This window comes from Methanobacteriaceae archaeon (assembly GCA_029219465.1).
GTDB lineage: Archaea > Methanobacteriota > Methanobacteria > Methanobacteriales > Methanobacteriaceae > Methanocatella.
This window is the reverse complement of sequence record JAQXTL010000004.1, coordinates 158,740-179,520: the sequence shown is the minus strand read 5'-3', so window position 1 is coordinate 179,520 and position 20,781 is coordinate 158,740. Positions and strand designations below refer to the sequence as shown.

Genomic DNA, 20,781 nt, shown 5'->3' with positions numbered 1-20,781 from the left:
TATGGATGAAATTATAACTAAAATTAGAGAAATGATTGCTGAGATTAATGAAAGTGAAGGTCTTGGTATTGATTTTGCAGATAGTTATATCGAAGATTTAGCTAAACATTATGTCAGTAGAGAATTAACTGATGATGAATTACGCAAACTCATCATTAAACTTAAACAGGCCTATGACCGAGCTTATGTTGAAGCTGGAGAGGCTGTTGGAACAGTAGCTGCACAATCTGTAGGTGAACCGGGTACTCAGATGACTATGCGTACTTTTCACTATGCAGGGGTAACTGAGTTAAACGTAACATTAGGTCTTCCGAGACTTATTGAAATTGTGGACGCTAGAGAAAAAATTAAAACTCCAACTATGGATATTTATTTCACTGAAGACAAACGTGATGATGAAGAGTTTGTTAGAACTTTAGCTAACAAGATTGGTAAAAGTACTATTAACGATATCCTTTCAGATTTCAATTTAAACTACGGAACCATGGAAGTAGAAGCAGTTTTAGATAATAAAAAGATTGCTGAAAAAAGACTTGATAGGGAAGAGATTGATAAGAAAATCTTAAAAACCTTTAAAAAAGCGGTCATTAATGGTGACCACATTGTCTTATCTAGCAATGCAGAAGATTCTGATTTTATTATCAGAGAACTTCGTCTCTTAGCAGACAAATTCCGTGATTTACAAATTAGTGGTATTAAAAATATTGGAAGAGTTATCATCCGTCGTGATGATGAGTGGATTATCCACACTGAAGGATCAAATCTTAAAGAAGTTCTTTCTATGGATGGTATTGACCAAGTAAGAACTACTACCAATAATATTCACGAAATTGGCCAAGTTTTGGGTATTGAAGCAGCTCGTAGATCAATTATTAACGAAGCTCAAAAGACCCTTTCCGAACAAGGTCTTAGTGTGGATGTAAGACACATTATGTTAGTTGCAGATATTATGACTTCCGAAGGTGTTGTAAAATCTATTGGAAGACATGGTATTAGTGGTGAAAAATCAAGTGTTTTAGCTCGTGCAGCTTTTGAAGAAACTGGTAAACATTTACTTCACGCAAGTATTCGTGGTGAAGTAGATGAGTTAACAGGTATCATCGAAAATATTATTATTGGACAACCAATACCTCTTGGTACCGGTTCTATCGGTGTCAAAATGGATTATAAAAAAGAATAGGAGGCTAGATGATGGACGTAGATAGAGGAATCAGAGTAGCTGTCGATACTGGTGATGTAACTTTAGGTTCTGAAAAATCAATTCAATCTTTAAAATTAGGAAAAGGCCAACTCGTTGTTGTTGCTGCTAACGCTCCTAAAGAAATTATTGAAGATGTTGAATATTATGCAAATCTTTCCGAAATCCCATCTATCGTATATGATGGAACTAGTGTAGATTTAGGGTCTGTTTGTGGTAAACCTTTCACAGTTGCTACATTAATCGTTAACGATCCAGGAGATTCTACAATATTAGACGATTTGAGGTAGATTTACGTGTCTATTAAACTTAGTGCAAATGAAATAAGATTCATAGCTCTTTTCGAAAGTATGACTGGAGCAATGGTTAAAGATTGCATTATCGATGATGAACATGGAAAAGTCACTTTCATTGTGAAAAATGGTGACATGGGACTCGCTATCGGTAAAGGTGGAAGTTCCGTTTCTAAAGTTCAAAGAGCAGTAGATAAAAGTGTTGAAATCATTGAATTAAACGATGACCCAGCACAATTTATCAAAAATGTTTTATCCCCTGCAAAGTTACAGTTTGTTAAAATAAGTCAAAAACAGTCAGGTGAAAAAATAGCTATTGTCACAGCAGACAATACCAACAAACGTATTGCTATCGGTAAAAACGGAATTAATATCGAAAGAGCTAAATTATTAGCTAATAGACAACACGATATTGATAATATTATTTTAAAATAGCTTTTTTAGCTATTTTATTTTAATTTATTTTTTTTATAAATTACTTTTTTTTATTTATTAATTAACTAAATACATACCTTTATAAAGGTTAAAATATATAAATTACCATAAGATATCTGTACTGGTTATAACTTGACTATGTGTGCTTTTTGTCAATGTTTTTAATATTATTTCATGATATCTTTTTTAGATAAATTTTTTTATCTAACTTTTATTATTACTGATTTATATCTTAGAATTTAGATTGTACTATAGTTTATAGTATAAATCGCAGCGGTGGATTCTTAGATATGTTTTTAAGACAAAATTCGAGGAAAAAAATATGCCAGGACTTTTTGCTGCAAAAAAACTTAAAAAAAATAGACAAAATTTTAAGTGGAAAGATGTAGATTACAAAAGAAGAGCTTTAAGATTAGATGTTAAAGCAGATCCTCTCGAAGGAGCTCCTCAAGCTAGAGGTATTGTAATCGAGAAAGTAGGGATAGAAGCAAAACAACCTAACTCTGCTATTCGTAAATGTGTACGTGTTCAATTAATTAAAAACGGTAAACAATTAACTGCTTTCGCACCAGGTGACGGAGCTATTGGATTTATCGATGAACACGATGAAGTAATGATTGAAGGAATCGGTGGACCATCCGGAAGATCTATGGGAGATATTCCTGGAGTTCGTTGGAAAGTTTCCAAAGTAAACAACGTTGCTTTATCCGAAATGGTAAGTGGAAAAATTGAAAAACCTGTAAGATAAGGTGGTTATTTTTATGAGTAAATTATTCGATAAATGGGATCTCGATGAAGTAAAAGTTGAGGACTTAGGTTTAGTAAAATATATCTGCTTAGATGAAACTTTAGTTCCACATACTTCTGGTAGACACGTAAAAAGACAATTTGCAAAATCTAAAATTTCTATTGTTGAAAGATTAATGAACAAAATCATGAGAACCCATCTCAACTCCGGTAAGAAAAATAAAGCTTACTTAATCGTTAAAGAAGCTTTAGAAATCATCAACAGAAGAACTAAACAAAACCCTGTTCAAGTTTTAGTTAAAGCTGTTGAAAATACCGCACCTCGTGAAGAAATCACTCGTGTAAAATACGGTGGTATTGGATACCAAGTAGCTGTAGATATTTCTCCACAAAGAAGAGTTGACCTTTCCTTAGGTTTCTTAACCAGAGGTACTTTACAATCTTCATTCAAAAATAGAAAATCTGTTGCAGAATGTTTAGCTGATGAATTAATCCTTGCATCTGAAGAAGATTCAAGAAGCTTTGCTTTAAGAAAAGCTGAAGAGAAAGAAAGAGTTGCTAAAGCAGCACACTAATCATATTTAATGTTTTTTAGGTGGTTATTTTGAGTAGAAGAGACAAAATGATTGCAAAAATCAAAGAATTAATGTATGAACCAGAACAAATCAGAAACATTGGTATCTGTGCTCACATTGATCACGGTAAAACCACTTTATCTGATAACTTACTTGCAGGTGCAGGAATGATTTCCGAAGAACTTGCTGGTGACCAAAGATTCTTAGATTTCGACGAACAAGAACAAGCTCGTGGAATTACTATTGATGCAGCTAACGTATCTATGGTACACGATTACAAAGAAAAAGAATACTTAATCAACTTAATCGATACTCCAGGTCACGTTGACTTCGGTGGGGACGTAACTCGTGCTATGAGGGCTGTAGACGGTGCAGTAGTAGTAGTTTGTGCTGTAGAAGGTATCATGCCTCAAACTGAAACTGTATTCAGACAAGCTTTAAAAGAAAACGTAAAACCTGTTTTATTCATTAACAAAGTTGACAGATTAATCAACGAGTTAAAATTAGAACCAGAAGAATTACAAAAAAGATTCATCAACATCTACATGGAAGCTAACAAGTTAATCAAAAACATGGCTCCTGAAGATAAAAAAGAAGAATGGTCTTTAGATTTCACTGATGGTAGTGTAGCTTTCGGTTCAGCATACCACAACTGGGCGATTAACGTACCAACTATGCAAGAAACCGGTGTTAACTTCAACGACATCATCCAATACTGTAACGATGAAAAACAAAAAGAGTTAGCACAAAAAGTACCTTTATCCGATGTATTATTGGGTATGGTAGTAGAACACTTACCTTCTCCTAAAGAAGCACAAGTTTACAGAGTACCTAACATATGGGACGGAGACATCGAATCACCTGCTGGTGAATGTATGGTTTCCACTTCCCCTGACGGACCTTTAGCTGTAATGGTTACCAACGTATCTGTAGATAAACATGCTGGTGAAATTGCAACTGGTAGGGTTTACGGAGGAGCTATCGAAAAAGGTTCAGAAGTATACCTCGTTGGTTCTCACGGAAAATCCAGAGTACAACAAGTAGGTGTCTACTTCGGACCTGAAAGAGTTAACACTGACAAAGTTCCTGCTGGTAACATTGTATATGTAGCTGGTGCAAAAGGAGCTATTGCTGGTGAAACTTTATGTGATCCTGAACACAAAATTGTTGAATTCGAAGGATTAGAACACATTTCCGAACCTGTAGTTACTGTTGCTGTAGAAGCTAAAAACACTAAAGATTTACCAAAATTAATTGAAGTTTTAAGACAAGTAGGTAAAGAAGACCCTACCGTTAAAATCGATATTAACGAAGAAACTGGTGAACACTTAGTATCAGGTATGGGAGAACTTCACTTAGAAGTTATCGGTTACAGAATTGGAGAAAAAGGTGTAGACATTACTACTTCCGAACCTATTGTTGTATACAGAGAAACTGTAAGACAATTATCTCCACAAGTTGAAGGTAAATCCCCTAACAAACACAACAGATTCTACCTTACCGTTGAACCTATCGAACAAGAATTATTCGATGCTATCCAAAATGGTGACTTAAAAGAAGGTAAAGTTAAAGGTAAAGAATCTGCTGCTGACTTCATGGAATTCGGTTTAGATAAAGAAGAAGCTAGAAGAGTATGGGCTGTTCACAACAGAAGTATCTTCCTTAACATGACTCGTGGTATCCAATACTTAGACGAAGTTAAAGAACTCTTAATCGAAGGATTTGAATCCGCTTTAGAAAACGGTCCTTTAGGTAACGAAATCGCTATGGGATTAAAATTCAAACTCCACGATGCAAAACTTCACGAAGACGCAGTTCACAGAGGACCTGCTCAAGTATTACCTGCTATCAGAAACGCAGTTTTAGGTTCCATGATGCTCGCTGAACCAGCTTTACTTGAACCAATGCAAAAAGTAGTTATTGACACTCCTAACGATTACATGGGTTCCTGTACTCGTGAGATCCAAAACAGAAGAGGTCAAATCGTAAACATGGGTCAAGAAACTGGTGATATGGCTAGAATCGAATCCAAAGTTCCTGTAGCTGAAATGTTCGGTTTCGCTGGAGATATCAGATCTGCTGCTGAAGGTAGATGTTTATGGTCTACTGAAATCGCTGGATTTGAACCACTCCCACGTGAGATGCAAAATCAAATCGTAAGAGAAATCAGACAAAGAAAAGGCTTATCTGCAGAACCATTCCCTGCAAGCCACTACTTAGGAGATTTATAAAATTAAAATTTTTTAATTTTTATATTTTTTTATTAAAATTCATAAAAAAACATTATCTATTTATATGTTGAATTATAAATGTACATTTAAGCTATCATTTAAGCTTATAGATATTGTTTGTTAATATTACAAAGAGGTTATTATAATGGCAAAAGAAAAAGAACATCTTAACTTAGCATTTATTGGACACGTTGACCACGGAAAATCCACTTTAGTTGGACACTTATTATTAAAAGCTGGTGCAATCGCTGAACAACAATTAGACGACGGAGAAAACAAATTCAGATTTGTTATGGACAAATTAGGAGAAGAAAGAGAAAGAGGAGTAACTATCGACTTAGCTCACCAAAAATTCTCCACCAAAAAATACGACTACACTGTAGTAGACTGTCCTGGACACAGAGACTTCGTTAAAAACATGATTACTGGTGCTTCCCAAGCTGACGCTGGTGTATTAGTAGTTGCTGCAGACGACGGTGTAATGCCTCAAACCAAAGAACACGTATTCTTATCCAAAACTTTAGGTATTAACCAATTAATCGTTGCAATTAACAAAATCGATGTTGTAGACTACTCCGAAGACAAATTCAACGAATTAAAAGAAGAAGTTTCCAACTTAATCAAAACCGTAGGATTCAAACCTGATGAAGTACCTTTCATCCCATTATCCGCATTTGAAGGAGACAACATTAAAGAAGCTAGTGAAAACACTTCCTGGTACAAAGGTGACTCCTTAATTGACGCTTTAGACAAATTAACCCCACCTGAAAAACCTACCGACTTACCTTTAAGAGTACCTATTCAAGACGTTTACTCCATCACTGGTGTAGGAACCGTACCTGTAGGAAGAGTTGAAACCGGTATCATGAGAAAAGGTGAAAACGTTATCTTTGAACCTGCTGGAGCTTCCGGAGAAGTTAAATCTATCGAAATGCACCACGAAGTATTCGATCTCGCTGAACCTGGTGACAACATCGGATTCAACGTAAGAGGTGTTGGTAAAAACGATATCAGAAGAGGAGACGTAGCTGGACACGTTGACAACGCACCTACCGTTGCTAAAGAATTCGACGCACAAGTTGTTGTTTTACAACACCCTGGTGTAATCACCGTTGGATACACTCCTGTATTCCACTGTCACACTTCCCAAGTAGCATGTACTTTCTTAGAATTATCTAAAAAATTAAACCCTGCTACCGGTGCTGTTGACGAAGAAAACCCAGACTTCTTAAAAACTGGTAACGCAGCTATCGTTAAAATTAAACCTACCAAACCAATGTGTCTCGAAAACGCAAAAGAAATCCCACAAATGGGTAGATTTGCTATCAGAGATATGGGTCAAACTGTTGCAGCTGGATTATGTCTCAACGTTACCCCAGCAAAATAAGTTTGTAAACAATAATTAGAAAGTAATCTTTTACTTTCTTTTCTTTTTGTTTTATTGGAGGATACTAAATGAATCAAGCAAGAATTAAGCTTACAGGAACAGACCCAGAAAAATTAGCATACGTTTGTGATCAACTCAAAAAAATTGCTGAAAGAACTGGTGTTGACTTGTCTGGTCCTATCCCATTACCTACTAAAAAATTAGTAGTACCTACAAGAAAATCTCCAGATGGAGAAGGAAAAGCTTCTTGGGAAAAATGGGAACTTAGAATTCATAAACGTTTAATCGGTATTGGGGCTGACGAACGTGCTATGAGACAAGTTATGAAAATTAACGTTCCTGATAATGTAAGTATTGAAATTGAACTTAAAGGATAGATATTTAGATTTTTTCTAAATATTCCTTTTCATATATGCCGAGATAGTCTAGTCTGGTAAGGCGCAGGACTTGAAATCCTGTGGAGTCTCTCCGCCTGGGTTCAAATCCCAGTCTCGGCGTTATTTTATATCTATTTTTTATAAATATTTTTTAAACAATTATTTTTTAATATTCTTTTTCATGTATGCCGAGATAGTCTAGTCTGGTAAGGCGCAGGACTTGAAATCCTGTGGAGTCTCTCCGCCTGGGTTCAAATCCCAGTCTCGGCGTTAATAATTTTAAAAAAAGTTTTTTAATTTTGCATCTAATTCATCTAAATTAGATACAATATCGTTTTTATTTAATCCTTCAATTTGTGGTCTTTGAATCATTACTATTGCAATATCTTTTGCATTTGCTGCTTCGATTTTATTAATTACGCCCCCAATTTCACCACTTTCTTTTGTAATCATTACTTTTGCATCATATTTTTCAATTAGATCAATATTTTCTTGGGTGCTTGCAGCGCCATTCATTGGAATTATGTGATTAGGATTTACATTTAACTGTTTGCATTTTTCAATAGATTTTTCCACTTTTAAAATTCTTGGGTAGAATCTGTCTGTAGAAACATTTTTTAGAATGTCTTCCATGGTGTTTGCTCCTGCAAAATGTAATACATTTCCTTTGCTATACTCTTTTGCAATTAGTTTTCCTGCATCTTCAAATGAATTTACATAATGCACGTTACTTGTATCAATGTTTTCTAAGTTGGTGGTAGGTCTTTCAAAGCGCATATAATGTAATTTTAACTCTTTTGCAATACTTGTGCTGGTTTGAGTTATGTGTTTTGCAAATGGATGGGTTGCATCAATAAGTAAATCAATGTTTTCATTTTTTATTATTTCAATTAACTCATCTTTTGGAATTGGGCGTGCAATTGTAGCATCACTTCCACCTTCATTTGCAAGTTTTGCTCCGTATTCGGTTGTGGTTGTTGTTAGAATGTATGCATCATAGTTTTTTTTGATAAACTCTATGATGTTGATGGAGTCTTTTGTACCGCCAAGTAACAGGATTTTCATTTTATCACTTTTCAGGGATTTTCTAAATATAAAATTCTTTGTTTTATCATTAAAAATTATTGCACTTTGTATTAAACTCATATATTTAATTCATTCTAAAATCATTTATATTGTATATTTATTTGAAATAATTTGATTTATATTGTTTAATCTACATGAGTTGTAAGTTTTTTATTATTTTAGAATATAAAAACTAGCTTTTTTATGATTCTTTAATTTCATTTTTACTCTGCCAGTATTCAAATCTTCATTTGTAAGTGGCTTTATGATTAGCTGTGCATTGATTTTTTGTGCAAGATTTATTATGTGGGGCTGAAGCTCACTTGGAGGTCTGATTGAATAGATAATGCTTACACTATCATATAATTCTAAATTTGGGTTTGTAACATCGTCTTTTATTACACTTTCATCTTTAGGAATGATGTCTGTTTTTATTATTGTTACATTTTCCTTTTCAGATAAAAGGTTTGAAATCTGATCAAACTTTCCAACACCTATTTCTGCAATTTTGACTGGTTTATCTCCAGCTTGACTTAAAATATAATCTCCAAAATCTTGCCACATAATTTAATCCTCAATAGAATATTAATATAACCAAAGTATTAAATACATTGTTTTTTATAGTTATTGATTATGATTATACGAAAATTTAATCCAAATGATTTAAAAAGAGTTTTTGAAATAGAAAATTCATCTTTTGACCAATCATACGGGATGAAAATGTTTCAGCAGTTATATGAAATGGGTATAGGATTTCTAGTAGCTGAACATGAAGGGTATGTAATTGGTTATGTAATGTTTTGGGTTAAATATGAGTTTAACGGACATATTATTTCAATAGCTGTTGATGAAAAATACAGACGTTTGGGAGCTGGAACCCAGCTTTTGGTTAAGGCGATCTCAATATTGTCCTTACTTAATTTAGATACAATTTTTCTTGAAGTTAATGAAAACAATACTGGAGCTATTGAATTTTACAAAAAATTTAATTTTAAACAGGATAGGGTTGTTCCTAAGTATTATTCAAATGGTGATGGTGCTATTGTTATGTATTTACCTTTAGCGGGTAAAGTTTCCAGCGAGTAGTTGAGTATAGTTAGTTATTAATTCAGGCGGTATCATTCCACTTGCGTATAGTGCAGCAATTACTACAACATAGAATCCGAATATTGCAAGCTGGATAATTCCGTGTTTTCTTAGGCTTGGGTCTTTTCTTGTAACTAAATAAAGTGCAAGGATTAATCCTATAAGACCACCTAAAATTGAGAAAACATATCCAAATATGATAATCAATCTAGTCCATTTTCCTTGGGCTGGTGCTGAAACAGGTGCTCCAGCATTTTTATTAATTATAATTGGATTTATTTTTCCTTGAGCATTAAAATTATTCAATACTAATGGTGTTCCACATTTAACACAAAATTCTGCTTCGTCAGGATTTTCTACTCCACATAACGGACATTGTTTTTTTGTTGGGTCTATTTTTGGAAATTCATAACCACATTTAATACAAAAACCATATTGGTCGTCACTTGTTGAACCACATTGTGGGCATCTTCTTAAAACCATACTATCACTTACTTTAATAATTAACTTATAATGTCTTATAAAGTTTTTTAATTAGAACATTCTTACAAAATCATCTTTATGGGTTGATAAATATTCATCCAATAAATCAAATATTTCTTCTTTTGTGTTCATTTTGAATAATCTTGGCTTTATATCAACAGTTCTATACATTCCTTTCATATAATATGCAGTCTGGGTTCTCATTCTTGAAATTGCTAATTTTTCAGGCAGTGTCTTTTCAAGAATATCTGCATGTCTTTTTGCCATTTTTATTTTTTCTTCAACTGAAATTCTCTCAGGCTCAATATTATGGTCAATATAGTCAATACATTGTTTTATAAGCCATGGATTTCCAAGAGTTGCTCTTCCAATCATTACCGCATCACAGCCAGTTTCATCAAGCATTCTTTTAGCATCATAGCAGGAGCGAACATCTCCATTTCCAATAACTGGGATTGAAACACTATCTTTAACTTCTTTGATTAAAGACCAGTCTGCTGGAACATCATATCTTTGATGGCGGGTACGTGGATGAACAGTAATTGCTGATGCACCTGCATCTTCTATTAATTTAGCCATTTCAACTGCATTAATGCTACTTTCATCCCATCCACTTCTAATTTTAGCAGTAACTGGTATTGGAACTGTATCTACAACAGTCTCAACAATCTTTCTTGCTTTGTCTGGATCTTTTAAAAGAGCACTTCCTGCCTTTGATTTAATAGCTACTTTTTTAACAGGACATCCCATATTGATATCGATAATGTCAGGTTTCATATTTTCATAAATGTATTGTGAAGCTACTTTAAATGATTCTGTGCCGCAGCCAAAGATTTGCTGTGAAATAGGTCTTTCCTCATCTTTCATAAATAGCATTTCTTGGGTTTTGAAGTTATTGTACATTATTGCTTTGTCTGAAACCATTTCAGTTTCAATTAAACCACAACCCATGGTTTTAATTATACTTCTGAATGCATGGTCACATATTCCTGCCATTGGGGCTAGAACTATCTGATTTGCTATTTTAACATTACCAATTTTCCATTTCATTACATTCTTATTTCTTTTAATTATATATTATTGTTTTTGGTGATTTAGTCAAAATTAGGCTATTTTTTCATTAATTATTTATATATAAAAAAAGATAATTTATACTATTATACTGATTTAATTATTATAAGGGATAACATGGCTGAAGTATCATCAAAAGAATTATATGAATTCAAAAAAACTTTAAAAGAATTATCTGGAAAAAGAGGTAGAGGTACAGAGCTTGTTTCCGTTTACATTCCGCCTGATAAACAATTAAGTGATGTTGGTAAGCACATGAGAGATGAACTCGGACAAAGTGCTAACATTAAGAGTAAACAAACAAGAAAAAATGTACAATCTGCAATTGAAGTAATCTTACAAAGCATACGTTTATACAAACAACCTCCTGCAAATGGTTTAGTTTTATTTGTAGGTATGATTCCTAAAGGTGGTCCGGGTACTGAAAAGATGGAAAAATTCGTTTTAGAACCACCTGAACCAATTACAACCTACTGGTATAAATGTAACAACGAATTTTTCGTTGAACCTTTAGAAGAAATCATTGAAGAAAGAGATACCTACGGTCTTGCAGTAGTTGACAGAAAAGAAGCTACTATTGCTACATTAAAAGGTAAAAAAGTTAATATTTTATCTCACTTGACCAGTGGTGTTCCAGGTAAGCACAAGGCTGGGGGACAATCACAAAGAAGGTTTGACCGTGTAATTGACCTTGCTGCTCACGAGTTTAAAAAACGTGTTGGAGAACATATGAATGATGACTTTTTAGATCTCAAAGATGATTTAAAAGGAATTATTGTTGGTGGACCTGGTTTTACCAAAGAAGAATTCATTCAAGGAGATTACCTCCAATATGAACTTAAAGACAAAATAATTGCAACAGTAGATACTTCATATACTGGAGAACCGGGTATTCGTGAAGTTATTGATAAATCTGCAGACATCTTAGATAACTTAGATGTAATGCATGAGAAAAAACAAGTTCAAAGATTCTTAAAAGAATTAACCAAAGACAAAGGATTATGTTCCTACGGTGAAAATCAGGTTAGAACTAACTTGATTATGGGTGCTGTAGACACTTTACTTATCTCTGAAGATTTATCCAGCATGCGTAAAACATTTGAATGTACCAACTGTGGTACTCAAATTGAAGCAACTGTTAAAACTCAGGCTGAAGCAGATAAATTCGATGAAAAATGTCCTAACTGTAATGATACTTTTAAAGAAGTAGCGTCTAAAGATTTAGCTGATGAATTTGTTGAAAAAGCAGAAGAAATGAATACTGTTGTAGAATTCATTTCCACTGAAACTGAAGAAGGTATGCAACTTTTCAGAGCATTTGGTGGTATTGCTGCTGTTTTAAGATATTATGTTGAATACTAATTATAGAATTTTGGAATAAATTCCAAATTTTTCTATAATATTGCTTCTCTTTTTTTCTTTTTATCTATTGTATAATAATCACTTAATCCTTCTTCTTGGCGGATCTTGTTGATTAATTTAAAAAATAACTGTTGGTTTACTGGTGTTTCCTCGTTAATTTCTACATACAATGAGTGTAGTGTTCTGTTTTTTGCAAGATAGCTGTTTTTTAATTTATCATATTGTGTTTTTGTTACTTTGTCCCCGTTCATTAAATCACCTTGCTAGTTTGTACACTAAAATTTAATTTTCAGTGTATGATATATTGTATATTGTCGATAATGGTATATAAAGCAATGTGCTTTTTTATTTTCTATATATTTTTGTTTATTTTTTTTAAAAATACTGTTATATATTGTTCGGATTTTCATGATTTTTTAGTTTGAAAATGTGGTTTTTGTATTTTTCATGACTTCGGAATTTGTTGGTTGGCAATGATTTTCCGACTTTGTCCATTTTTTGATTATTTTAGTTAGACATTTTAAATTTTTATCTTAAAAGTTATGTTCAATTAATTATTATTTGTTATATTTTATTGTACATTGTTTAATATAATTATTAAAATATATGGGATTTGATTTAATATTTTACTAAAAATTGAATAATATTTAAATATGAGAACATCCATATAATTAATTATATTGTTAAATCTGCTGCAAAGTCAGCAAAAAAATTTAATTTAATAATATTCTCAAATAAATTAGAAATTTAATTTTGGAGGAATAATTTATGTCATACGTAGATGAAGTAATTGAAACTATTATTGAACAAAACCCTGGAGAACCAGAATTTCACCAAGCTTTATGTGAAGTAATGGAATCTTTAAGAGTTGTAATTGAAGAAAATGAAGACGAATACAGAAAAAATGCACTTCTTGAAAGATTAGCTAACCCAGAAAGACAAATCAAGTTCCGTGTTCCTTGGGTAGATGACAACGGACAAGTACAAGTAAACACTGGATACCGTGTACAATTCAACAGTGCTATTGGACCTTATAAAGGCGGATTACGTTTCCACCCTTCTGTAAACGTTGGTATTATTAAATTCTTAGGTTTCGAACAAATCTTCAAAAACTCCTTAACCGGACTTCCAATTGGTGGAGGAAAAGGTGGATCTGACTTTGATCCTAAAGGAAAATCTGATAGAGAAGTTATGGCTTTCTGTCAAAGTTTCATGACTGAATTAGCAAAACACATTGGTGCTGACACTGATGTACCTGCTGGAGATATCGGTGTAGGTGCTCGTGAAGTAGGATACTTATTCGGTCAATACAAAAGACTCACAAACTTATACGAAGGAGTATTAACTGGTAAAGGATTAACCTTCGGTGGTTCCCTTGCAAGAACTGAAGCTACTGGTTATGGATTATTATACTTCACTAACGCTATGTTAAAAGCAAATGACATTGATCTTGCTGGTAAAACTATCGCAGTTTCCGGAGCTGGAAACGTAGCAATTTACGCTATTGAAAAAGCTCAACAATTAGGCGGTAAACCAGTAACCTGTTCCGATTCTACCGGTTGGATTTACGACCCAGAAGGAATCGATGTAGAATTACTCAAAGAAGTAAAAGAAGTAAGACGTGAAAGATTAACTGCATACGCAGAAGCAAGAGAAAGCGCAGAATACCACGAAGGTAAAGGTGTATGGACCATTAAATGTGACATCGCATTACCATGTGCTACTCAAAACGAATTACTCTTAGAAGATGCAAAAATCTTAGTTGAAAATGGTGTTACTGCTGTTGCTGAAGGAGCAAACATGCCAACCACTATTGAAGCTACTGAATACTTACAAGAAAATGGCGTATTATTCGCACCAGGTAAAGCATCCAATGCTGGTGGAGTAGCTACTTCCGCATTAGAAATGTCTCAAAACTCCCAAAGATTATCCTGGACCTTTGAAGAAGTTGACGCAAAACTCAAAGGTATTATGGAAGACATCTTTGCAAATGTTGACGCAGCTGCTAAAGAATACGACATGGAGAAAAACTATGTTGCAGGAGCAAACATTGCTGGATTCAAAAAAGTTGTTGACGCAATGAATGCTCAAGGAATCGTATAGATTCAGCCATATTTAAATTAAATAGAGAAAACATCATTGAGAAGATAAATTCTCCATCACATTTTGTGATGGGAAAATCTTTCTCTCACCCTCTTAAATACACTAATTTTTAATCTTATCAATTAACAAGATAATCTTCATTCAATTAAAACTACTTTTTTTAACATTATTCCAATTATTAGAATAATATTTTATACTTTTGAAGTGAAATTTAAAACTATTGCACTTAAAAGTTTTAATGAGAAATTGCATGATTCAAAGGACATGCCAAAAGTAATCAAAATTGAAGATGAAAAGTCTATTAAACGTTATGGTGGAGAAAACATGCTTCTTGCACCACCAATTGAATATCATGAAATCATGTCTAAAATTCCTGAAGGAAAAGTAATTACAATGGTTGAAATAAGAGAATACTTGGCTAAAAAGTATAATGCAGAATTTACTTGCCCACTTACCGCAGGAATATTTATATCATTAGCATCAAAAGCTAGTGAAGAGCGTGATGATAATAAAATAGCTTTCTGGAGAACTCTTAAAAAAGATGGGGAATTAAATCCGAAGTTTCCTGGTGGAATAGAATATCAAAAAGAAATGCTTGAAAAAGAAGGCCACACTTTTACTGTAAGGGGTAGAAAAAATTTAAGATATTTTGTTGAAAACTATGAAGATAAGCTATTTGATTTAGAATAGCTCTTTTTTAGTTTTATAATGGTGAAATGGTTGTAAAGCCAGTTTCACTGACTTTAACCATTATTATATTGTGGTAAGGTTTTCAATTTTCTTTCTAAATAATAACCATAACGCTCCACAAAGAAGCCCTATTATTGCAAATATCATGAAATATGTTTGAATATTTGCAATTGGAATTGTATTGAGTAGCATTGTTGCACTATTATTCGGGAATGCTGATGCTAGAACTCATCCAATTATTGAAGCAATACTGAATGAAACATAAAATATCCCCATTATTGATGAAGCATATTTTTTTGGTGCTAATTTCGAAGTTAAACTTAAAGAAACTGGTATTATAAGTAGTTCTGCGTTATCTAAAAAGAAACTGAATAATATGATTCAAACCATGTTTATTTTTGTATTTGCATTTAAATCATGTGTTGCAATAAATAGAACTAAAAATGCAATTCCTGTTAATAACAATCCTATTCCTATTTTTGTATATGTATTAACTGCCATATTCTTTTCACTGAGTTTATGGAATAATTTAAGATAAATTGGAGTAAGGATTATGATAAACAGTGGATTTATAGATACATAAAGTGAATGGGATATTTGTGAATTAATAATTGGAAGTATATTGTTTACGTGCTGTTTTGCAAAAAGAATAATTGTTGTAAATATCTGTTGGCTGAACATTAAAAATACAATAACTGCCATTAATATTAACGCAATTGCTTTTAAATTACTGATTTCTGATTTGCTTAATTTAGCACTACTTTTTTGCTTATTTTCTTTTTGAAGTTTAAATTATGGTGTAACTCCAAGTGGTTTTCCATCAACAGATACAAAAGTTTTGTTTTTAAATGCTAAAAATAGAATTAAACATGCGATTATTGCAATAAAGCCATATAAAAATCCATACTGATATAATTTAGGGTCGTGAATACCTACAACACTGCTTACAACTACTGGTGCAAGAAATCCTCCAATATTTCTGAATAAGTAGAATATTGAAAATGCTGAATCAACAAGTTTTGAGTCTTCTTTGTAAAATAAACTAATAAATGAAGTTATACTTACTGTAAAAAAGCTCACTCCAATTGACATTACAATTACTGCAATGAGGAATAATATTTCTTGATTTGTGTATAAAAATGTGGAATGATTTGCCATATTTGCTGATATGTGATATGGACTTGCATCATATGTAAAAATCAACTGTGCAATTGCTATTAAAATTATTCCGATCAATACTACTTTTCTGTTTCCTAAATATCTGTCACTTAGATATCCTCCAACTATTTGGAATAAATAAGTCATACCATAAGCTATTCCAAAGAAATATGTTGAAAATGAATCTGTAAAATGCAATACATCAGTCATATAAAGTACTAGTATCACTGCGAATACAAAATAACTGAAACTTTCTAGCATTGTTGCTGAAGATAACATGTAAAATCCTTGGGTGTTCCATTATTGTTTTCTCCTGTAATATTTTTTAAAACATGTTTCTTTCAATAAAAAAAGAATTGGGAAAGTAAATATTTTCCTTTTATTTAATTTTCTGACCAGTTATATTTCTTATTTAAGAACAATACAATTACTGTAATAATTCCAGTAAATATTGCATTTAATAAGAAAATTTCCATACTTGTATCTTTTCCAAAGAAGTTTAATCCTACACCAAGCAAGATAAATAAGAAAGTGTTATTTGCTGTGTGCATAGCCATTGAAGCTTCAAGACCTTTTGTTTTCCAGGAAACAATACCATAGAAAAGAGCATAGAATAAGATGTCAACCATTCCAATTAAGTTATATGGGTGTATAACTACGAAAAGCAATGATTGTATGATAATTGCTAAAATTGGTATTTTAAACCAGGATCCTAAGGTCTGCATTATTACTCCACGGTATAAGAGTTCTTCACCACAGGTTTGTAGTGGTGCAAGAATCAAAGTAAGTAATAATGTTACAATTGTAAAATGATTGTCAAATGTTAACTTATGTGTGTATATAAGATATATTGACGGGATTATAAGAACTAATACTGTTATTATCAATGGATAAATAAACAATTTCCAGTTCCAGCTTTCTCTAGAATGTAAGTATGAAGAAATTGGTCTTCCTCCAACAAGTCTTGCAGCTATTAATGTTGCAGGTACTAACATTCCAGTACATGCCAATGATACAAGACCTCTGAAAGAGTATGTGTTTAATCCATCATATCCTCCGTTTAACATTGCCATTGCAGAAGTGCTTCCTCCTGAAACAACAATGACAAGAATCATTGTAAAGGACACTAGTTAAGATTCCTGCAAGGATTATGGTTAATAATGGTTTATACCATGTGTATCCTTTTAACTGTCTAGGATATGTTATAAAATCTGGGTATTTTTCAGATATTTAAATCACATTTTATCTCTTCATGAAAGAATTATCTTTCACTTAACAATTTTATTAATCTGGATTTAAATATCTTTTTATTTTATTAAATTGTTTAAAAAAAGAAAGTAAATGGGTTTATTCATCTACAAAATTTCTAAGTTCATCACCGGTAAAGTGGAATACATTCCAGTCTTTTTGTTTAGCTCCGATTGATTCATAAAAATCAATACTTGGTTGGTTCCATGAAAGACAGGTCCATTCAAAACGACCGTAACCTCTCTCAAGCACTATTTTTGCAAGTTCTTTGAGTAATGCTTTTCCGTATCCGTTTCCACGGTATTCTGGATCGATAAATAAGTCTTCCAAATGCATATTTACATTACCGAGATATGTTGAAAAACTTAAGAAATATAATGCAAATCCAATTGGAATATCATCTTCAAGAGCAAATATTACTTCTGCTTGTTTTTCATCAAATACCCATTTTTCAATAGACTCTTCGGTTGCAATTACTTCATCTGATCTTTTTTCATAATCTGCAAGCTTTTTAATGTATTCTAAAATTAATTTTGAATCTGTTCTTTCAGCTATTTTAAATGTTAATTTGGACATAATATTTCTCCTTAGTTAATATTTGGGCAATACTTTATTTAATACTATTACTAATTTATAAATTGAGGTAGTTTTATGGCTAATTTTAATTCATTGGAAGAAGCAAGAGAATTTTTTTATAAGGATAAATTTGCAGTTGAAACTGGTGTTACTCTAGATGAATTAACCGAAGATAAAGCTATTTGTTCTCTAGAGATAACTGATATTCATAAAAATGCTTATGGTGGTGTTATGGGTGGTGTAATCTTCACATTGTCTGATTTTGCATTTGCTGTTTTATCTAATCAGCTCCATCAACCGACTGTTGCTCAACAAGTAAGCATTAATTATTTGTCTGCACCTAAAGGAAATAAACTAACTGCTGAGGCTTATTGTCGTAAAAACGGAAGAACATCCTCTATTATTATTGTAGATGTCAGTGATGATGTCGGTCGTGATGTTGCTCAGTTTGTAGGTACTGGTTTTAAATTATAGGTTTCATAAACCTTCAGAACAAAACCATTTAATTTATATTATAGAAAATTAATAAATAATGATGGCTAATAATAAGTCGTGAAAAATGCCATTCAAAGTGCCTGCCGCACTTTGAATTTTTGTACAAGTCTATATTGTTGCAAACTGCAACATTATAGAACTTTTTATAATTCTGTCTTTTTTTGTTTGAAATTTTAAAAAATAGATTATCTTATTTTTTGCTATGAGTTCTCATTTAATTAAATCAATTCTTCGGTTAATTAAAATGAAACTTAAGATTATTTCTTCAAGAATTTGAATTAAAAAGTTAAGAATATTGATGTAAATTTTAAAAATTAGTTTTTAGAATTGTGTAATCTACATCAATTAATTAATTTTTGTAAGTGTTGAGTAATTTGGAAACTTCGTACTTGAATTCCCACTCAACAAATAATAAAATTTCAGTTTTAGTATAGTTGATTAAGACAGGTTCAATGTCATTTTCAACTAAAAGATGTGTCAAAGTAATTTCATTGATTTCAGGAGTTGTTATACTAAACATTGCAGTATCCTTATCACGTGAAATTGAGCTTAAATCTTCATTTTCAATAACATGATCGTGGTATAACTCATATGCTTTATTTGCATCTTTACTGTCAATAAAAACAGTAATTGAGTTATGGTGAGGATTCATCTTAAAGAGATTGATTCCATTTTCCAAAAGAATATTTGAAAGTGTGGATACAATTCCGACTTTGTTTAATAAACTTTTTCCAACAATTGTTATTGATGCAACAGGATTTTCATACAAATCAATTGGTTTGTAGTCTTTAGGTCCAATAATTTTGGTTCCTTTTGAACTTAAATCACCGTGCTCAAAGTTAATAATCTTAGCATCAATTTTTGGATGTTTATAGTCAAGTGCATTAGGATGCAATACCTGAGCTCCGTGTGTTGCAAGAGTTTTCATCTCATCAACAGTAATGCTTTCAAGAAGCTTTGCATCAGATATTTTTCTTGGATCAGTTGATAAAACTCCATCAACATCAGTTACAATGATTACTTCATTTGCATTTAAACATTCTCCAATTAAAAATGCAGTAATGTCACTTCCTCCACGACCTAATGTGGTCATGTGATTGCCTGATTTTCCAAGAAATCCACATACAACAGGAACAATTCCTTGATCTAATAAGTTTCTAAGTTTATTTACTTTTTCATTTGTCTTATCAAAATCAATTTTTGCTTCAAGGTAGTTGGAATCGGTAATAATTGGCCATAAATCTGAATATGGGTCAATATATGTTGATTTGACTCCTAATGATTCTAAAGTAGCAGAGAATAATCTAACGCAGGTTCTCTCACCCATACCAACAATTTCAGCATGTTGTCTGTCCGTGAGGTTACAAGTAATTGCATCATCAGCGAGCTTTATTAAGTCATCTGTTGTTTTGTTGACTGCAGATACAACAACAACTACTTGTTTTCCTTTTTTATATTCTTTTGCTATTGATTCGGCAGCTTTTTTAATTCTTCCTCCATTTCCAACAGAGGTACCACCAAATTTTGCTACTATTAAATCCATTAAAATTCACCTAATGTAATAATGTATGTATGATATTTCTATTAAATGTTTACATATTTCGCCAGTATTTTTTCTAAAATTATATCAAATATTTTTTATATGTGAAATACAAACTTTAAATTATGAGGTTAATTGACACCATGCTTAAAAGAAGAAGTACAAGGACATTTACTGACGAGCCTGTTACAAAAGAAGAGCTTGGTAAAATATTACAAGCAGCACTTCTTGCTCCAACAAGCATGAACAGAAAGCCGTGTAACTTTATGGTTGTCAATCGCAAAGAAACTTTAGAAGAACTTTCCAAATGCAAAGATCATGGTGCTGATTTGATTGCAAATGCAAATAAAGCTATTGTTGTTCTAGCAGATACAATGATTGCTGATACATGGTGTGAAGATTCATCTATTGCACTAACATATATGCATCTAATGGCAACAGAATTGGATTTGGGAAGCTGTTGGGTTCAGGTCCATTTGAGAAATCGTGATGGTAAAAATTCAGAAGAAATTGTACGTGATATCCTAAAAGTCGACTCTCATTATAGAATTGTCGGCATTTTGGCTATTGGTCATTCTGATGATATTCCGGAGCCTCATAATATTGGAGATATTGATAAAAACAAAATTCATTTTTTAGTTTGATTAAATATGGTGATTTA

The 20,781-nt window shown here is 32.3% G+C and carries 23 protein-coding genes, 2 tRNA genes and 1 pseudogene; 16 read left to right on the top strand and 10 right to left on the bottom strand.

Annotation, left to right across the window (positions count from 1 at the left end):
- The first annotated feature begins 1 nt into the window (after position 1).
- The 10 genes from rpoA2 to PUD86_02530 all read left to right on the top strand — a co-directional run bounded on the left by rpoA2 (position 2) and on the right by PUD86_02530 (position 7,513).
- Complete coding sequence (rpoA2, locus tag PUD86_02575) at positions 2 to 1,180, top strand: DNA-directed RNA polymerase subunit A'' (GenBank protein MDD6776167.1); 1,179 nt, start codon at positions 2 to 4, stop codon at positions 1,178 to 1,180.
- Between the two features lie 8 nt (positions 1,181 to 1,188).
- A complete protein-coding gene (locus tag PUD86_02570; GenBank protein MDD6776166.1) occupies positions 1,189 to 1,488 on the top strand; it encodes a 50S ribosomal protein L30e in 300 nt (99 codons plus the stop codon).
- 6 nt (positions 1,489 to 1,494) lie between these two features.
- Positions 1,495 to 1,926, top strand: a complete 432-nt coding sequence (locus PUD86_02565) for a NusA-like transcription termination signal-binding factor (protein ID MDD6776165.1) — start codon at positions 1,495 to 1,497, stop codon at positions 1,924 to 1,926.
- A gap of 322 nt (positions 1,927 to 2,248) precedes the next feature.
- On the top strand, positions 2,249 to 2,674 hold the full coding sequence (locus PUD86_02560; protein MDD6776164.1) for a 30S ribosomal protein S12: 426 nt from the start codon (positions 2,249 to 2,251) through the stop codon (positions 2,672 to 2,674).
- Positions 2,675 to 2,687: 13 nt separating this feature from the next.
- The gene (locus PUD86_02555; protein ID MDD6776163.1) at positions 2,688 to 3,248 is read left to right on the top strand and encodes a 30S ribosomal protein S7; all 561 of its coding nucleotides are present in this window, start codon (positions 2,688 to 2,690) and stop codon (positions 3,246 to 3,248) included.
- Between the two features lie 29 nt (positions 3,249 to 3,277).
- The gene (locus PUD86_02550; GenBank protein ID MDD6776162.1) at positions 3,278 to 5,479 is read left to right on the top strand and encodes an elongation factor EF-2; all 2,202 of its coding nucleotides are present in this window, start codon (positions 3,278 to 3,280) and stop codon (positions 5,477 to 5,479) included.
- A 145-nt stretch (positions 5,480 to 5,624) separates the two neighbouring features.
- Complete coding sequence (tuf, locus tag PUD86_02545) at positions 5,625 to 6,866, top strand: translation elongation factor EF-1 subunit alpha (protein MDD6776161.1); 1,242 nt, start codon at positions 5,625 to 5,627, stop codon at positions 6,864 to 6,866.
- A 68-nt stretch (positions 6,867 to 6,934) separates the two neighbouring features.
- Positions 6,935 to 7,243, top strand: coding sequence for a 30S ribosomal protein S10 (gene rpsJ, locus PUD86_02540; GenBank protein MDD6776160.1), 309 nt, complete (start codon positions 6,935 to 6,937; stop codon positions 7,241 to 7,243).
- A 37-nt stretch (positions 7,244 to 7,280) separates the two neighbouring features.
- Positions 7,281 to 7,363: transfer RNA gene (locus PUD86_02535), tRNA-Ser, on the top strand.
- A gap of 67 nt (positions 7,364 to 7,430) precedes the next feature.
- Positions 7,431 to 7,513, top strand: a tRNA-Ser gene (locus tag PUD86_02530).
- A gap of 9 nt (positions 7,514 to 7,522) precedes the next feature.
- Here PUD86_02530 and cobK read toward each other — a convergent pair.
- The gene (cobK, locus tag PUD86_02525; protein MDD6776159.1) at positions 7,523 to 8,308 is read right to left on the bottom strand and encodes a precorrin-6A reductase; all 786 of its coding nucleotides are present in this window, start codon (positions 8,306 to 8,308) and stop codon (positions 7,523 to 7,525) included.
- Positions 8,309 to 8,482: 174 nt separating this feature from the next.
- Entirely contained in the window at positions 8,483 to 8,872 is a 390-nt protein-coding gene (locus PUD86_02520) for a UPF0146 family protein (GenBank protein MDD6776158.1), read from the bottom strand.
- 69 nt (positions 8,873 to 8,941) lie between these two features.
- Here PUD86_02520 and rimI point away from each other — a divergent pair, with 69 nt between their 5' ends.
- On the top strand, positions 8,942 to 9,394 hold the full coding sequence (rimI, locus tag PUD86_02515; protein MDD6776157.1) for a ribosomal protein S18-alanine N-acetyltransferase: 453 nt from the start codon (positions 8,942 to 8,944) through the stop codon (positions 9,392 to 9,394).
- On the opposite strand, the gene PUD86_02510 is transcribed toward rimI, so the two are convergent.
- Positions 9,368 to 9,877 (bottom strand): zinc ribbon domain-containing protein, encoded by a 510-nt coding sequence (locus tag PUD86_02510; GenBank protein MDD6776156.1) that lies wholly within the window; start codon positions 9,875 to 9,877, stop codon positions 9,368 to 9,370. The genes rimI and PUD86_02510 overlap by 27 nt on opposite strands.
- A gap of 51 nt (positions 9,878 to 9,928) precedes the next feature.
- Complete coding sequence (gene dusB / locus PUD86_02505; GenBank protein MDD6776155.1) at positions 9,929 to 10,927, bottom strand: tRNA dihydrouridine synthase DusB; 999 nt, start codon at positions 10,925 to 10,927, stop codon at positions 9,929 to 9,931.
- 138 nt (positions 10,928 to 11,065) lie between these two features.
- On the opposite strand from dusB, the gene prf1 reads away from it, so the two are divergent.
- A complete protein-coding gene (gene prf1, locus PUD86_02500; GenBank protein ID MDD6776154.1) occupies positions 11,066 to 12,310 on the top strand; it encodes a peptide chain release factor aRF-1 in 1,245 nt (414 codons plus the stop codon).
- A gap of 32 nt (positions 12,311 to 12,342) precedes the next feature.
- Here prf1 and PUD86_02495 read toward each other — a convergent pair whose 3' ends face one another.
- Positions 12,343 to 12,561: a hypothetical protein gene (locus PUD86_02495; GenBank protein ID MDD6776153.1), complete on the bottom strand. Its 219-nt coding sequence runs from the start codon at positions 12,559 to 12,561 to the stop codon at positions 12,343 to 12,345.
- Positions 12,562 to 13,078: 517 nt separating this feature from the next.
- Here PUD86_02495 and gdhA point away from each other — a divergent pair.
- Positions 13,079 to 14,413, top strand: a complete 1,335-nt coding sequence (gene gdhA / locus PUD86_02490) for an NADP-specific glutamate dehydrogenase (GenBank protein ID MDD6776152.1) — start codon at positions 13,079 to 13,081, stop codon at positions 14,411 to 14,413.
- 204 nt (positions 14,414 to 14,617) lie between these two features.
- The gene (locus PUD86_02485) at positions 14,618 to 15,103 is read left to right on the top strand and encodes an MGMT family protein (GenBank protein ID MDD6776151.1); all 486 of its coding nucleotides are present in this window, start codon (positions 14,618 to 14,620) and stop codon (positions 15,101 to 15,103) included.
- Positions 15,104 to 15,484: 381 nt separating this feature from the next.
- On the opposite strand, the pseudogene PUD86_02480 reads toward PUD86_02485, so the two are convergent.
- From PUD86_02480 to PUD86_02465, 4 genes and pseudogenes are all read right to left on the bottom strand, one after another.
- Positions 15,485 to 15,850: pseudogene (locus tag PUD86_02480) on the bottom strand (hypothetical protein).
- Positions 15,851 to 15,895: 45 nt separating this feature from the next.
- On the bottom strand, positions 15,896 to 16,540 hold the full coding sequence (locus tag PUD86_02475; protein MDD6776150.1) for an MFS transporter: 645 nt from the start codon (positions 16,538 to 16,540) through the stop codon (positions 15,896 to 15,898).
- A 104-nt stretch (positions 16,541 to 16,644) separates the two neighbouring features.
- Positions 16,645 to 17,376, bottom strand: coding sequence for a type II CAAX endopeptidase family protein (locus tag PUD86_02470; GenBank protein MDD6776149.1), 732 nt, complete (start codon positions 17,374 to 17,376; stop codon positions 16,645 to 16,647).
- A gap of 232 nt (positions 17,377 to 17,608) precedes the next feature.
- The gene (locus PUD86_02465) at positions 17,609 to 18,085 is read right to left on the bottom strand and encodes a GNAT family N-acetyltransferase (GenBank protein ID MDD6776148.1); all 477 of its coding nucleotides are present in this window, start codon (positions 18,083 to 18,085) and stop codon (positions 17,609 to 17,611) included.
- Positions 18,086 to 18,160: 75 nt separating this feature from the next.
- Here PUD86_02465 and PUD86_02460 point away from each other — a divergent pair, with 75 nt between their 5' ends.
- Positions 18,161 to 18,559 (top strand): PaaI family thioesterase, encoded by a 399-nt coding sequence (locus PUD86_02460; GenBank protein MDD6776147.1) that lies wholly within the window; start codon positions 18,161 to 18,163, stop codon positions 18,557 to 18,559.
- Positions 18,560 to 18,929: 370 nt separating this feature from the next.
- Here PUD86_02460 and PUD86_02455 read toward each other — a convergent pair whose 3' ends face one another.
- The gene (locus PUD86_02455; GenBank protein MDD6776146.1) at positions 18,930 to 20,123 is read right to left on the bottom strand and encodes an aspartate kinase; all 1,194 of its coding nucleotides are present in this window, start codon (positions 20,121 to 20,123) and stop codon (positions 18,930 to 18,932) included.
- Positions 20,124 to 20,245: 122 nt separating this feature from the next.
- On the opposite strand from PUD86_02455, the gene PUD86_02450 reads away from it, so the two are divergent.
- Positions 20,246 to 20,764, top strand: coding sequence for a nitroreductase family protein (locus PUD86_02450; protein ID MDD6776145.1), 519 nt, complete (start codon positions 20,246 to 20,248; stop codon positions 20,762 to 20,764).
- Positions 20,765 to 20,781: the final 17 nt, after the last annotated feature.